General features: G+C 68.1%; 12 protein-coding genes, 1 pseudogene and 1 riboswitch. Of the genes and pseudogenes, 4 read left to right on the top strand and 9 right to left on the bottom strand.

Annotated features, from left to right (window positions below; all coding sequences use genetic code 11):
* Positions 1-46 precede the first annotated feature (46 nt).
* From LGM71_RS03255 to thiC, 5 genes are all read right to left on the bottom strand, one after another.
* A complete protein-coding gene (locus LGM71_RS03255) occupies positions 47-1,327 on the bottom strand; it encodes an EAL domain-containing protein (RefSeq protein ID WP_059603432.1) in 1,281 nt (426 codons plus the stop codon).
* A gap of 440 nt (positions 1,328-1,767) precedes the next feature.
* Positions 1,768-2,694, bottom strand: a complete 927-nt coding sequence (locus LGM71_RS03260) for a DMT family transporter (protein ID WP_124623206.1) — start codon at positions 2,692-2,694, stop codon at positions 1,768-1,770.
* Between the two features lie 156 nt (positions 2,695-2,850).
* Positions 2,851-3,099 carry a hypothetical protein gene (locus tag LGM71_RS03265; RefSeq protein WP_059603438.1) on the bottom strand — a complete coding sequence of 83 codons (249 nt, stop codon included), beginning with the start codon at positions 3,097-3,099 and terminating at the stop codon, positions 2,851-2,853.
* Positions 3,100-3,309: 210 nt separating this feature from the next.
* Positions 3,310-3,525 (bottom strand): glycine zipper 2TM domain-containing protein, encoded by a 216-nt coding sequence (locus LGM71_RS03270; RefSeq protein WP_059449419.1) that lies wholly within the window; start codon positions 3,523-3,525, stop codon positions 3,310-3,312.
* 270 nt (positions 3,526-3,795) lie between these two features.
* Entirely contained in the window at positions 3,796-5,727 is a 1,932-nt protein-coding gene (gene thiC, locus LGM71_RS03275; RefSeq protein ID WP_226114002.1) for a phosphomethylpyrimidine synthase ThiC, read from the bottom strand.
* A gap of 124 nt (positions 5,728-5,851) precedes the next feature.
* Positions 5,852-5,968: riboswitch (TPP riboswitch) on the bottom strand.
* A gap of 269 nt (positions 5,969-6,237) precedes the next feature.
* Between thiC and LGM71_RS03280 the strand changes: the two genes are divergently transcribed.
* The 3 genes from LGM71_RS03280 (at position 6,238) to LGM71_RS03290 (ending at position 8,028) form a co-directional block, all read left to right on the top strand.
* Positions 6,238-6,489, top strand: a complete 252-nt coding sequence (locus LGM71_RS03280) for a pentapeptide MXKDX repeat protein (protein ID WP_059603444.1) — start codon at positions 6,238-6,240, stop codon at positions 6,487-6,489.
* 88 nt (positions 6,490-6,577) lie between these two features.
* Positions 6,578-7,210: a cytochrome b/b6 domain-containing protein gene (locus tag LGM71_RS03285; protein WP_226114003.1), complete on the top strand. Its 633-nt coding sequence runs from the start codon at positions 6,578-6,580 to the stop codon at positions 7,208-7,210.
* 29 nt (positions 7,211-7,239) lie between these two features.
* On the top strand, positions 7,240-8,028 hold the full coding sequence (locus tag LGM71_RS03290) for a molybdopterin-dependent oxidoreductase (RefSeq protein WP_059603447.1): 789 nt from the start codon (positions 7,240-7,242) through the stop codon (positions 8,026-8,028).
* A 42-nt stretch (positions 8,029-8,070) separates the two neighbouring features.
* Here LGM71_RS03290 and LGM71_RS03295 read toward each other — a convergent pair.
* Positions 8,071-8,235: pseudogene (locus tag LGM71_RS03295) on the bottom strand (helix-turn-helix domain-containing protein); the annotation flags it as partial.
* A 415-nt stretch (positions 8,236-8,650) separates the two neighbouring features.
* Between LGM71_RS03295 and LGM71_RS03300 the strand changes: the two are divergent.
* Entirely contained in the window at positions 8,651-9,832 is a 1,182-nt protein-coding gene (locus LGM71_RS03300; RefSeq protein ID WP_059603453.1) for an EamA family transporter, read from the top strand.
* 21 nt (positions 9,833-9,853) lie between these two features.
* On the opposite strand, the gene LGM71_RS03305 is transcribed toward LGM71_RS03300, so the two are convergent.
* The 3 genes from LGM71_RS03305 to LGM71_RS03315 form a co-directional block, all read right to left on the bottom strand.
* Positions 9,854-11,053, bottom strand: coding sequence for an MFS transporter (locus tag LGM71_RS03305; protein ID WP_059603642.1), 1,200 nt, complete (start codon positions 11,051-11,053; stop codon positions 9,854-9,856).
* A gap of 241 nt (positions 11,054-11,294) precedes the next feature.
* Complete coding sequence (locus tag LGM71_RS03310; protein WP_226114005.1) at positions 11,295-12,119, bottom strand: phosphodiesterase; 825 nt, start codon at positions 12,117-12,119, stop codon at positions 11,295-11,297.
* 42 nt (positions 12,120-12,161) lie between these two features.
* Entirely contained in the window at positions 12,162-13,193 is a 1,032-nt protein-coding gene (locus tag LGM71_RS03315) for an ABC transporter ATP-binding protein (protein ID WP_226114006.1), read from the bottom strand.
* Positions 13,194-13,208: the final 15 nt, after the last annotated feature.

Genomic DNA, 13,208 nt, shown 5'->3' on the forward strand with positions numbered 1-13,208 from the left:
AGGCCGACCGGCCGGCATGGCGGGCGGCGTCGTGCGGCAATATGCGCTACCGCATCACGGTGCCCGCACTGTCGAGCACGAAGTCGACGCAGAACACGACGAGACGGTTTTGCGCGCGAATCGCGACGGCTGCGGTGTAGCAATCGCGGCCTTCGGTCAGCGAGAAGTGCGGACCCATTAGCGCGACGCGCCCTGGCGCCGCGATCGCGCGCTGGAAGTACGGTCGCCGCGACCAGTTGCTGTGCGTCTCCGGGAACAGCGGCGAGAGCCGCGTGCCGCTCGTCTGGCCGTCCTCGGGACGCGCGCCGATCGACGGCAGGAACTGTTCGCCGATCTCGTCCGTGACGAACACCCGGCGCGCGGCCGGCACCACGAATACGCGCTGCGCGGCGTCCTGCAGGCTGCCGCTCGCGGAAAATGCGGCCGCGCCGGCGAGCACGAGCCGCTCGATCGCGTCGAAGCCCGGCTGCTCGGCGATCGCTGGCGTATGCCGACGGGCGATAAAGCGTTGCCACGCGGCGTCGAGCATCGCGGGCGCCGCGGCGCTCGCGTGCGCGATCGACGCATCGGGCTGGCCGAACTGGAAGCCCTGGACGAAATCGATATCGGCTTCCATCAGCGTCTGCAGCGCGTCGTCGCTTTCGACACCCTCGGCGAGCACCATCGCGCCGGCCTGATGGAGCATCGATACCAGGTGATGCATGATGCGGCGATCGTCGGCCGACGCGTTCGCGCGTTCGACGAGCGATCGATCGAGCTTGACGATATCGGGCCGTGCGCGCCACACGCGGTCGAAATTCGAGAACCCGGTGCCGAAATCGTCGATCGCGATCAGGAAGTCCCGATGCTGGATCATGTCGATCGTGCGGGCGAGCGCGGCTTCATCGCGCGCCGGTTGCTCGACGACTTCCAGCACGATGCGGTTCGGCGGCAGCGCGAAATGACGGCACAGCGCCTCGACGAATTCGCGTTGCACGAGGCCCGAATCGAGCACGCGCGGCGTCACGTTCAGGAACAGCCAGCCGTCGCCGATGCCTTGCGCAACGAAGTTCGCCGTATGCAGGCAGCGAGCGAGCCGGTCGAGCAGCAACGCGTCGGCAGCGGCACGCGTCCTGTCGAACAGCGCGACCGGCGAAACCAGCGTGCCGTTCTCGTCCACGACGCGCAGCAGCGCTTCATAGCCGACCACGCGCTTGTGCGTGATCGACAGCACGGGTTGAAACACACTGCGCAGCGTCGTCTCGCGATACGTGGCGATCCAGCCGCTGGGCGTCGGCGTGAGGCGTTCGAGCAGGGAATCGAGCGAGAGGTCGCGGGAGGGCTTCATGTCAACGATGCCCTGGGGCGATCGGGGGGCGGTATCGTGCGCGCCACGCAGAAACCGTCGCACGCACAGGTGGACGCGAGAGAACGTGGTGCATCGTAACCGCCTTCTGCGGATGAGTGATCCGAGTGTAACGGGAATGGCGCGGCGCGCGTATCAGGGTAACTCCAGACGCAAACGCTACACCGACGGCTGGACGGGGCATTCCGCCCGGGAGCGCGACACGCAAGGGCCACCGGTCGCGTATGCGGCGACAGCGTCGCGTGTGCCGCGTGCATCGCGTGCGAAGAATGCGGGAGAGCGGCAAAGCCGGGCGGCTGCATCGGCATCAGGCGAAACTCGAGATGCGCCGTCGCGCACCGGCCGACGCGCGGCGCTGGAGCATCGGCGGCCGGCGCGTCGCGGGGAGCCCGCACCGGCGGGGTGCCGGCCCTGCCCGCCGCTCAGGCCGCTTCGCCGCCGCGTGGGCGGAGCCCGGGAATCCGCTTGATCACGCCGGTGGCAAGCGCGGTGCCGACGAGCACGATCGCGCAGCCTTCGATCATCACGACCGATACGTGTTCGCCGAGGAACAGCGCGCCCCATAGCAGGCCGAACACCGGGATCACGAACGTCACCGTAATCGCGCGGGCCGGGCCGACATGCGCGATCAGGTAGAAGAAGATGAAATACGCGATCCCCGTGCAGGCGATGCCGAGCGCGAGCACGGCGCCCCATGCATGCGCGCCGACGGCTGCCGCGGGCCAGGTCGCGATCGCGAACGGCAGCAGCAGCACGGTCGAGCCGATCATGCTGCCGGTCGCGTTGACGAGCGGATCGACGCCGCTGAGCGTGCGTTTCGTGTAGTTGGCCGCGATGCCGTACAGCAGCGTCGCGCCGAGCGCGGCGGCGGCGGCGAGCGCGGTCGCGTTGGCGCCGGTGCTGCCGTGCGCGTTCGCGATCTGATCCCACACGAGCGTGAGGACGCCGGCAAAGCCGATCACGAGGCCGAGCGCGCGCGGCAGCGACAGCTTGTCCTTCAGCCAAACATAGGCGACGAGCGCGCCCCACAGCGGTGTCGTCGCGTTGATCACCGACGTCACGCCGGCCGACAGCGTCAGTTCGGCGAACGCGAACAGGCAGAACGGGATGCCCGAGTTCAGCGCGCCAACGACGAACAATGGCCACGCGCGACGGCGTAGCTGCGCGCCGAGCTCGGCGGGCTTGAAGCGAGTCAGCGCGAAGCCTGCGAGAAACAGCGCGCCGATTCCAACGCGCAGCGCCATCAGCGGCGCGACACCGAAGTCGGCGACGCCGATCCGGATGAACAGGAACGACGCGCCCCACAGGGCAGCGAGGACGGTCAGCAGAAAGGCGTTCTTGGGTGACATCGAGCGTGGCGGGCGAGGGGACGGGATGCGGAGAATCTTACACCGCGCTCCCGTGCCATCGTTTCACGATCGGATGAAACGGCAAGAACCGGCAAGAACCGGGAAATCCGCTCGCCCCCGACGCGAACCGGCCGGACGGCCGGCCTGGGCGGCCGTTCAATGATGGCGCCAGCCGCCGCGTCCACCGAAGCCGAAATTGAGCGACACCGCGGGGCCCCAGTAGCCACCCCAGGCCGGGGCATAGGCGGGGGCCGGATAGTAGTACGCGGGGCCCGGATCGACATAGACGGGCGCGGGCTGCACCGGCGCCGCCGTGTAATAGCCGGACGGATAGTAGCCGTAAGGGTAGTAACAGCCGGCGAGCGTCGTGCACGCGAGCGCCGCGGCGACGAGGGTCCTGTTCATGATGTCTCTCCGGCGGAGCCGGCAATCGGCAGATGCTTAAAGCTTAGGCCGCCCGGGGATGACAAGATGCGCTAAACGGTAACGGATCATTTCCGGGCCGCTGCGGCGTGTTGCGGCGCCGCATGTGAAAAACGGCGTTTCCGCCGTGCGGAAACGCCGTCAGGCCGGAGCTTGCCGCGCGCCGCGCGGCAGCCGGATAAGCCGGCCGGCTTATTTGCCGACCTGGTTGCCGATGATGCCGCCGGCTGCCGCGCCGCCCAGCGTCGACAGCGCGTTGCCGCCGATCGCCGCGCCGGCGACGCCGCCGACACCCGCACCAATCGCGGTATCGCGCTGGCGTCGTGTCATCGAATCACAGGCCGAGAGGCTGGCCACCGTCGCGACGAGCAGCGCGCATACCCCAAAACGCCGAATCGAATGGTTCATGATCGTTGTCCTTGTGGTAGTGAACGGAGGTCGCGCGACCGCCTGACGGCCGCGCATGCAATCAATCTACGCGTCGTTCCGCGCGGCGGTTGTAAGGACTTGTTAAGGCTCGAGCGGTTTCGTAATCAATTGTTTCCCGTGCGCCGGCGGGTACACGGGATGCGTGCGCGCGGGATGCGTGCGCGCAAAAAAGCCCGCTCGAAAGCGGGCTTTCTGCCGTGCTTCACGAAGCGAAGCGGTCCGTGCGGACCGCCGCGTTCGCTTGCCGACTTACTGACGGTGATAGATCTCGGCGCCGGTCTTCACGAACTCGACCGCCTTGACTTCCATCCCCTTCTTCAGCGCCTCGGTTTCCGACACGCCCTGCTGCGCCGCGAACTCGCGCACGTCCTGCGTGATCTTCATCGAGCAGAAGTGCGGGCCGCACATCGAGCAGAAGTGCGCGACCTTCGCCGAATCCTTCGGCAGCGTCTCGTCGTGGAATTCGCGCGCCTTGTCCGGGTCGAGGCCGATGTTGAACTGGTCTTCCCAGCGGAACTCGAAACGCGCCTTCGACAGCGCGTTGTCGCGCACCTGCGCGCCGGGGTGACCCTTGGCCAGGTCGGCCGCGTGCGCGGCGAGCTTGTACGTGATGATCCCTTCCTTCACGTCGTCCTTGTTCGGCAGCCCGAGGTGCTCCTTCGGCGTCACGTAGCACAGCATCGCGGTGCCGAACCAGCCGATCATCGCGGCGCCGATGCCCGACGTGATGTGGTCGTAGCCCGGTGCGATGTCGGTGGTCAGCGGCCCGAGCGTATAGAACGGTGCTTCCTTGCACCAGTCGAGCTGGAGATCCATGTTCTCCTTGATCAACTGCATCGGCACGTGGCCGGGGCCTTCGATCATCACCTGCACGTCGTGCTTCCACGCGATCTGCGTGAGCTCGCCGAGCGTCTTCAGTTCGCCGAGCTGCGCTTCGTCGTTCGCGTCGTAGATCGAGCCGGGACGCAGGCCGTCGCCGAGGGAGAAGCTCACGTCGTACGCCTTCATGATCTCGCAGATCTCTTCGAAGTGTTCGTACAGGAAGCTTTCCTTGTGATGCGCGAGGCACCACTTCGCCATGATCGAGCCGCCGCGCGACACGATGCCCGTCATCCGGTTCGCGGTGAGCGGCACGTACTGCAGGCGCACGCCCGCGTGGATCGTGAAGTAGTCGACACCTTGCTCGGCCTGTTCGATCAGCGTGTCGCGGAAGATTTCCCAGGTCAGGTCCTCCGCCTTGCCGTTGACCTTTTCGAGCGCCTGGTAGATCGGCACCGTGCCGATCGGCACCGGGCTGTTGCGGATGATCCACTCGCGCGTTTCGTGGATGTGCTTGCCGGTCGACAGGTCCATCACCGTGTCGCCGCCCCAGCGGATCGCCCACGTCATCTTGTCGACTTCCTCGCCGATCGACGACGTGACGGCCGAGTTGCCGATGTTCGCGTTGATCTTCACGAGGAAGTTGCGGCCGATGATCATCGGCTCGGATTCCGGGTGGTTGATGTTCGCGGGGATGATCGCGCGGCCGCGCGCGACTTCGTCACGCACGAACTCGGGGGTGATCTCGGCGAGCGCGTTCGCGCCGAAGGCCGCGGCGCCGAACGCCTGGCCCGGGTGCTGGCGGCCCATCATCGCGGCGAGCTTCGCGCCGTTCGGGCCGCTCGACTTCAGGCTCTCGATGTACTCGGCGCGGCGCTGGTTCTCGCGGATCGCGATGTATTCCATTTCCGGCGTGATGATGCCCTGGCGCGCGTAGTGCATCTGCGTGACGTTCTTGCCGCCTTGCGCGCGGCGCGGGTTGCGGTGCAGGCCCGGGAAACGCAGATCGGCGGTGGCCGGGTCGGCCGCGCGCTCGAGGCCGTACCGGCTCGACAGGCCGTCGAGCACCTCGGTGTCGCCGCGCGCTTCGATCCAGCGCTGGCGCAGTGCCGGCAGGCCGGCGCGGATGTCGATCTTCGCGTCCGGATCGGTGTAGGGGCCCGACGTGTCGTACACGTAGATCGGCGGGTTCTTTTCGCCGCCGAAGCCGGTCGGGGTGTCGGCCTGCGTGATTTCACGCATCGGCACGCGGATGTCGGGCTGCGAGCCGGTTACATAAACCTTTCGCGAATTGGGCAGCGGGGCGACGGCAGCGGCGTCGACATGGGCGTCCGCGGACAGAAACTTCGGATTGGCGTTCATGCAATCTCCTGTGTGAGCGCCGGACAGGCGCCACGGCGCTTGCCCGGAGCCCTTGACGAATGTGGGGCTCGAGCTAAGCAGGAGACGAGGCTTGGTGAGGCGGCGGATTTCGTCAGAAGGATGGCGGCGAAATCCGTACGCTTCCCTGCGCTGGCATTATCCAGATCAGGTTCAAAGGGTATTTCTCACCCGCAATGCCGGTTGTTTGACCGAACGCATTGCAGGACCCCCGCGTTAGCAGCGCACACGATACACTGGCTTCGCGGCGGTTTCAACCGGTGGCAGATCGGTTGCCGCGGTGCAGTTGCAGCATTGCGGGCGGCGCGCCAGCCGCGCAAGCCGCGATGCATGACACCGCCGCACGGCCCTGCAGCCCGGCTGACAACGACGGCGCGGCGCAGCATTGCGGCACTTCTGGCAGCCCAAAAAAAATATTTTCGAAACGGCTGTCATATCCCGCGACGTCCTCCGTCTATTCGTCTCCTCAAACCCATGTTTCGGAGAGATGTCATGAAAAAAGTACTGATCGCAGCGTGTGTCGCCGGTTTCGCCATGGCCGCAACGGGTGCGTATGCGCAGAACGACGCGATGTCGAAGGAAGGCTCGTCGATGTCGAAGGATGCGATGGGCCACGACGCGATGGCGAAGGATGGGGCGATGAAGAAAGGCGCCATGAAGAAGCACGCGATGAAGAAGGACGCGATGTCGCACGACGCGATGGGCAAGTCGATGTCGGGCGACAAGATGGCACCGTCGAACTGACCGACGCGGGCGGGGCGCGGCCCGCGCATGCGGTACACGAGGCCGCACGCGCATCGCGCACCGCCGCAACGTTTCGGGAGTCTTCATCATGCAAACCGTTCCCGCTGCCGGGCGCACGGCAGCCACGCCGCCCGCCCGCAAGATTCATCCGCTGTGGGTGCGCGTGAGCCACTGGCTCAACGCGCTTGCGGCGATCCTGATGGCACTGTCCGGCTGGCGCATCTACGATGCGTCGCCGATCTATCCGCCGTTCACGTTCGCGCACGGCATCACGCTCGGCGGCTGGCTGGGCGGCGCGCTCCAATGGCATTTCGCGGCGATGTGGCTGCTGGTCGGCAACGGGCTGTTCTACCTCGCGATGTCGATCGCGACGGGCCGCCTCGCGCGCAAGATGCTGCCGGTCACGCCGGCGTCGATATGGCGCGACGTGCGCGCGGCGCTGGGCGGCCGGTTGTCGCACGACGACCTCAGCGTCTACAACGCGGTGCAGCGTGCGGCATACCTGACCGCGATCGTCGATCTGATCGTGCTGGTGCTGTCGGGGCTCACGATCTGGAAGTCCGTGCAGTTTCCGCTGCTGCGCGAGTTGTTCGGCGGTTACGACAACGCGCGCGTCGTGCACTTCTGGGCGATGTCGCTGCTCGTTGCATTTTTCGTCGTACACGTCGCGATGGCGCTGCTGGTGCCGCGCTCGCTGCTCGCGATGCTGCGCGGTCGCTGACCCGCACGCCGCGGGCGAAGGAACCCATCATGTCGGAATCCGGAAACAACCGCGGTCAGCCGAGCTGGACGCTCGACCGCAAGTCGCTCGAGCTCGACGTGCGCCGCGAACTCGAGATGCCGTCGCGGCGCCTCTTCAACCGGCGCGTGCTGACGCTCGGCGGCCTGACGATGCTGACCGGCTGCACGCTGCAGGACGACGCATCGGTCAACGCGTTCCTCGAGAAGGTGTCGCGCATGAACGATCGCGTGCAGGCCTGGCTGTTCAGCGGCGAGCGGCTCGCGCCGACCTATACCGAGGCCGACATCACGCGGCCGTTCCCGTTCAATGCGTATTACGGCATCGACGACGTGCCGCACGTCGACGCATCGACGTACCAGCTCGTGCTGTCGGGCCGGGTGACGGGCAAGCGCGTGTGGACGCTCGACGAGCTGTATGCGCTGCCGCACGCGGAGCAGATCACGCGGCACATCTGCGTGGAAGGGTGGAGCGCGATCGGCCGCTGGGGCGGCACGCCGTTCGGCGCGTTTCTGGCACGCGTCGGCGCCGATACGCACGCGAAATACGTCGGCTTCAAATGCGCGGACGATTACTACGAAAGCATCGACATGCCGACCGCGCTGCATCCGCAGACGCTGCTCGCATTCGACTACGACGGCCGTCGCCTGCCGCCCGAATTCGGCTTTCCGATGAAGCTGCGGATGCCGACCAAGCTCGGCTACAAGAATCCGAAGCACATCATGGAAATCTTCGTGACCGATACCTACCCGGGCGGCTACTGGGTCGATCAGGGGTACAACTGGTTCGGCGGATCGTGAGCGGCGGGGCGCGGCCCCGCACCGCCGTGCTTCACGGGTGCGTCACGCGGATTCGCGTACCTGCAGATCGACGCGCAGGCCGACCGCCGCCGCCATGTTCACGAGCGCGTCGAACTCGAACCGTTTGATCTTGCCGCGCAGCAGATCGGACCCGCGCGGCTGAGTGACGCCCAGCTGCTTCGCGGCTTCGGCCGGCTGGCCCTCGCTGGCGTCACGGACATGCGTATCGCATCCGTCGGTCATCGTTTCTTCCCGATCGTCAACGCACGATAGCGCCGTGCGGCCCGCGCGACGTCCGCGCAGCGCCTATCCGGCCCCGGATTCCCGTTGGTCCGGATGCCGAAAAATGTCGCGCCGAAACGTCAGTCGATATCCTTTCAGACGGGTCCGATGATGCTTTCGAATCCTTGATGCCATAATGCCGAGCGTGCGCGGCCAAAGCCGTCTGCGCGCGTGTTTTCGACCCTCTGCCGCCGCTTGCCGGTCCTTATTCGTCGCCGTTCGCACTGCCATGTCGTTCCGCACGTTCGTCTCCGCCTTCCTGGTCCCGTCGGGGCCGTTTGCCGGCATTGCCGGCGTCTTTCAGCGGAGCACGCGACACGTCGTGCGGGCGAGCTGAACGATGACGCCGCTCGACCGCCTCCTCGATTTCCTCGCCCGCCTGCCGATCCGGATCCGCCTGCCGCAAAGCCGCGGCGGCCGTGTCGCTCTGGCCCTGGTATTCATCTATTTCGTCTGGGGCTCGACCTACAGCGGCCTGCATTTCGCGCTGCAGTCGTTCCCGCCGCTGCTGCTGTCGGGGCTGCGCAACCTGCTCGGCGGGATCGGTCTGTTCATCTTCGCGCTGCGTCGCAAGCCCGAATGGCCGACGCTGCTGGAAATCCGCAACTCGGCGATCGTCGGCACGATGCTGGTCGCGCTGTCGTCCGGCACCATTGCGCTCGGGATGCGCACGGTCAGCAGCGGCTCGGCCGCGGTGATGGTCGCGACCGTGCCGCTTTTCGCGACCGTGATCGCGGCGGTCGCCGGGCGTCCGGTGACGAAGGGCGAGTGGGCGGCCGTCGCGCTCGGGATGGTCGGCATCGTCGTGCTGAATTCCGGCGGCGCAGCCGCCGCGAACTCGGCGCTCGGCACGATCTGCGTGCTCGCCGGCGCGCTGTTCTGGGCGGGCGGCGCGCATCTCGCGACGCGGCTCAAGCTGCCGTCGGACCTGTTTCTGTCGACATCGCTGCAGATCGGCCTGGGCGGGTTGATGTCCACGATCGCCGCGTGGCTGATGGGCGAGCGCATCGAGCAGGTCGCGGTCGGTCCGGTGTTCGCGTTCGTCTACCTGATGGTGTTCTGCACGATGGCCGCGTACGTCGCGTACGGCTACCTGATTCGCCATACGAGCCCGATCATCGCGAGCAGCTGCATGTACGTGAACCCGATCGTCGCGGTCGCGCTCGGCGCGCTGATGCTCGGCGAGCCCGTGACGACGGCGACCGTGGTCGCGACCGTCGCGATTCTCGGCAGCGTCGGGCTGTCGTTCGTGTTCGATCCCGCGCGCCGGCCAGCGGCGCGCGCGGCGGCCGACGCTTCATCGGCCGCGGCAACCGTGGCCGTCGAATCGGCGGCAGGTGCAGCGTCCGCACCGGATCAGGCCGCGATGCCGGACCCGGCACCGATCCTCGCGCCTTCCGCGGTATCGCTTGCGGTGCCGGTACCGGCTGCCGTCGTGGACCCGGCCGCGGTCATGGATCCCGCCCCGGCATTCACGCTTCCACCGGCCGACGAACCGGCCGCGTCTCGCGCCGACGCGTGACGCCGGCGCGCGGGGCGGCGTTCAGCCGTGCCGTGCGCCGCGATGGTGGGACCAGCCGGCGAGCGCGGCAAACAGCAGGCCGGCCGCGCACATGCCGGTCCAGCCGAACGCGTGCCACGCGGCGACGCCGGCCGACGAGCCGAGCGCGCCGCCAATGAAGTAGCACACCATGTACACGGTGTTCACGCGGCTGCGCGCCTCGGGCTTCAGCGCATAGATGCGCGACTGGTTCGAGATCTGCGCGGCCTGCACGCCGACATCCAGCACGATCACGCCGATCACGAGCCCGACGAGGCTCGTCCCCGACAGCGCGAAAATCACGAACGACGCCGCGAGCAGTGCGATCGCGAGCGAGATGATCGCGCGCGGGCCGCGCTTGTCCGCGAAACGTCCCGCGTATGGCGCGGCCAGCGCACCCGCCGCGCCGACGATTCCGAAGAGACCTGCGGCCTGCGGGCCGAGGTGGAACGGCGCGCCGGCGAGCAGCAGCGTGAGCACCGGCCAGAACGCGCTGAACGCGGCGAACAGCGCGGCGCCGGTCAGCGATGCCTCGCGCAGCCCGCGCAGTTCGACCACGAGGTGCCACATCGAACCGAGCAGCTTGCCGTACGGCAGCGTCGACGTCGGCGAACTGCGCGGCAGTCGCAGCACGATCACCGCGGCCAGCGCGACGAGCGCTGCGACCGATGCACCGAACACCGCCCGCCAGCCGAAATATTCGGCGACGAAGCCGGCCGCCGTGCGCGCCAGCAGGATGCCGAGCAGCAGGCCGCTCATCACGGTGCCGACCGCATGCCCGCGCTCGGCCGGCGGCGCGATTTCGGCCGCGAACGGCACGGCCTGCTGCGCGATCGTCGCGAGCACGCCGATCGCGAGGCTCGCGCCGGCGAGCACCGCCAGCGATGGCGCGGTCGCGGCCACGATCAGCGCGATCGACAGGCCCGCGATCTGCATCAGGATCAGCCCGCGGCGATCGAAACGGTCGCCGAGCGGCGCGAGCAGGAACATGCCGGCCGCGTAGCCGAGCTGCGTCGCGGTCGGCACCGCGCCGATCCATGACGCGCCGTCGGGAAAGGCCGAGCGAAAGCTGTCGAGTAGCGGCTGGTTGTAATAGATGTTCGCGACCGATACGCCCGCGATCGTCGCGAGCAGCAACAGCAGGCTGCGCGAATAGTGGGGCGAGGCGGCGTCGGTCGGACGATCGGTGGAGGCGGCGGACATGGCGGCAACGGAACGAAGTTGGGCGGCGTGGGCGCGCGGCACGGCGTCGGCCGCGCGCCGATCGAGGGTGCCGATCATACCCGAGCACGGTGAATCCTGCCGGCCGTGCCGCCAGGCGATCGGGCGGCACGGCCAGGGCGTGACGGGCCGCTTTCAGTCGCTATCGGTCGCTATCGGTCGCGATCCGCCGAACGGGCCGCGACCGCCCGCAGCCGCCCGTCATCGCGAGCGACGCGCGCCTTCAGTCGACCAGTTCGCCGCTCGGTTCATAGAACGGATAAGGCCCGTCGCCTTCGTCCACGTACACGTGATGGGACATCATTCCCCCTTCCGGCGTAAGCACGTGGACCGCGAACGCGGGCGGCTCGAGCCGGAACGCGGACGGCGCGTCCGCGCGCAGGTCGAACGTGACCTGGTGCGCGGGCGCCGGCACGGCCGACGCAAGCGTGCCGCCAAAGCGGGTGAACATCGTCCGGTGCACGTGGCCGCACAGCACGCGTTCCACGTTCGGATGGCCGCGCAGCAGCGCATCGAGTTTCGCGGCGGCCGCGGGCGCGAGGCGCAGCGCGTCCATGTGCCCGATCCCGGATGCGAACGGCGGATGGTGCAGCGCGACGATCACCGGCCGGTCGCGCGCGGCGTCGAGCTGCGCGGCGAGCCACGCGAGCCGCGCGTCGCACAGGTCGCCGTGGCTGGCGCCGGGCACCTGCGAATCGAGCGCGAGCACGCGCACGGCGCCGACGTCGAGTGCGTACTGCACGAATTCGCCGTCCTGCAATTCGGGGCGATCGGCGAACGCGCGGCGCAGCCCCGCGCGATCGTCGTGATTGCCGACCATCAGGTAATACGGAATCTCGAGCGGCGCGAGCAGGTCGCGCAGATGGCGGTATTCGTCGTCGTGGCCGAAGTCGGTCAGGTCGCCCGTGACGAGCACCGCGTCGGGACGCGGCACCAGCGCGTTCAGCTTCTCGATGCAGCGTGCGAGCGCGGCGGCGGTGTCGACGCGCCGGTACGCGAGCTGGCCCGGACGCTTGATGTGGAGATCGCTGATTTGAGCAAGCAGCATCGTCGTTCCTCGGAATGTCTGGTTATCGTTGGGCGGTATTACTTACGCGGCGAGTGCGATCAGGCCCTCTGCCGCGATCGTGAGGCCGACCGCCGTGCCGCGCGCGAGCTCGATGCGGCCCGGCACGTCGATGACGAGCGCGTCGGGCGCCGCATGCTCGATCGTGAGCCGCGTGCGCTCGCCAAGGAACGCGCACGCGCCGATCGCGCCGCGCAGCGGCGCATGCGCGGGATCGGCGAGCTGCGCATCCTCCGGGCGGAAGAACCACTCGTCGGCGGCGTGCGGCGTGACGATCGAGCCACCGGTCGTCACGAGCGCGCCGTCCCGCCATTGTCCCGCAAGCCGGTTCAGCGTGCCGATGAACTGCGCGACCGTGCGGTTCGCCGGCCGGTAATAGATGTCGCGCGGCGTGCCGATCTGCTCGATGCGGCCCGCGCCCATCACGACGATCCGGTCGCCGAGCTCCATCGCCTCGGCCTGGTCGTGCGTGACGTAGACGGTCGTTACACCGAGGTCACGCAGCAGCGTATTCATCTCGCGGCGCAGCACGTCGCGCAGCTTCGCGTCGAGCGCGGTCAGCGGCTCGTCGAGCAGCAGCACGCGCGGGCGCACCGCGAGCGCGCGCGCCAGCGCGACACGCTGGCGCTGGCCGCCCGACAACTGATCGACCGGTTTGTCCGCATGCGCGTCGAGCCGCATCATCGCGAGCAATTCGTCGACGCGTTCGCGCAGCGCGCGCGGCTCCGTCTTGCGGATCTTCAGTCCGTAGCCGACGTTGCCGCGCACCGTCAGGTTCGGGAACAGCGCGTAGTTCTGGAACACCATGCCGACCTCGCGGCGCTCGATCGGAAGCGCGGTCACGTCGTCGCCGCCGAACAGGATCGTGCCGCCGGCGTCCGGTGTGTCGAGGCCGGCGATCAGGCGCAACGTCGTCGTCTTGCCGCAGCCCGACGGGCCGAGCAGCACGAGCGTCTCGCCCGCGCCGATCGACAGGTCGAGCGGTTCGAGCACGCGCGTGCCGCGGAACGTCTTCGCGCAGCGGGTCAGGGTGATGGGAGTGGAATCGAGTTTCATGGGAGCGGGAAAGTC

The sequence above is a fragment of the Burkholderia sp. AU33545 genome, assembly GCF_020419685.1.
Taxonomy (GTDB): Bacteria; Pseudomonadota; Gammaproteobacteria; order Burkholderiales; family Burkholderiaceae; genus Burkholderia; species Burkholderia diffusa.

Excerpts from the sequence above, each read along its gene's own strand:
- LGM71_RS03300 (WP_059603453.1), top strand. The coding sequence starts at position 8,651 with ATGACGCCGCTCGACCGCCTCCTCGATTTCCTCGCCCGCCTGCCGATC.
- LGM71_RS03260 (WP_124623206.1), bottom strand. The coding sequence starts at position 2,694 with ATGTCACCCAAGAACGCCTTTCTGCTGACCGTCCTCGCTGCCCTGTGG.
- LGM71_RS03265 (WP_059603438.1), bottom strand. The coding sequence starts at position 3,099 with ATGAACAGGACCCTCGTCGCCGCGGCGCTCGCGTGCACGACGCTCGCC.
- thiC (WP_226114002.1), bottom strand. The coding sequence starts at position 5,727 with ATGAACGCCAATCCGAAGTTTCTGTCCGCGGACGCCCATGTCGACGCC.
- LGM71_RS03255 (WP_059603432.1), bottom strand. The coding sequence starts at position 1,327 with ATGAAGCCCTCCCGCGACCTCTCGCTCGATTCCCTGCTCGAACGCCTC.
- LGM71_RS03285 (WP_226114003.1), top strand. The coding sequence starts at position 6,578 with ATGCAAACCGTTCCCGCTGCCGGGCGCACGGCAGCCACGCCGCCCGCC.
- LGM71_RS03315 (WP_226114006.1), bottom strand. The coding sequence starts at position 13,193 with ATGAAACTCGATTCCACTCCCATCACCCTGACCCGCTGCGCGAAGACG.
- LGM71_RS03305 (WP_059603642.1), bottom strand. The coding sequence starts at position 11,053 with ATGTCCGCCGCCTCCACCGATCGTCCGACCGACGCCGCCTCGCCCCAC.
- LGM71_RS03270 (WP_059449419.1), bottom strand. The coding sequence starts at position 3,525 with ATGAACCATTCGATTCGGCGTTTTGGGGTATGCGCGCTGCTCGTCGCG.
- LGM71_RS03310 (WP_226114005.1), bottom strand. The coding sequence starts at position 12,119 with ATGCTGCTTGCTCAAATCAGCGATCTCCACATCAAGCGTCCGGGCCAG.
- LGM71_RS03290 (WP_059603447.1), top strand. The coding sequence starts at position 7,240 with ATGTCGGAATCCGGAAACAACCGCGGTCAGCCGAGCTGGACGCTCGAC.
- LGM71_RS03280 (WP_059603444.1), top strand. The coding sequence starts at position 6,238 with ATGAAAAAAGTACTGATCGCAGCGTGTGTCGCCGGTTTCGCCATGGCC.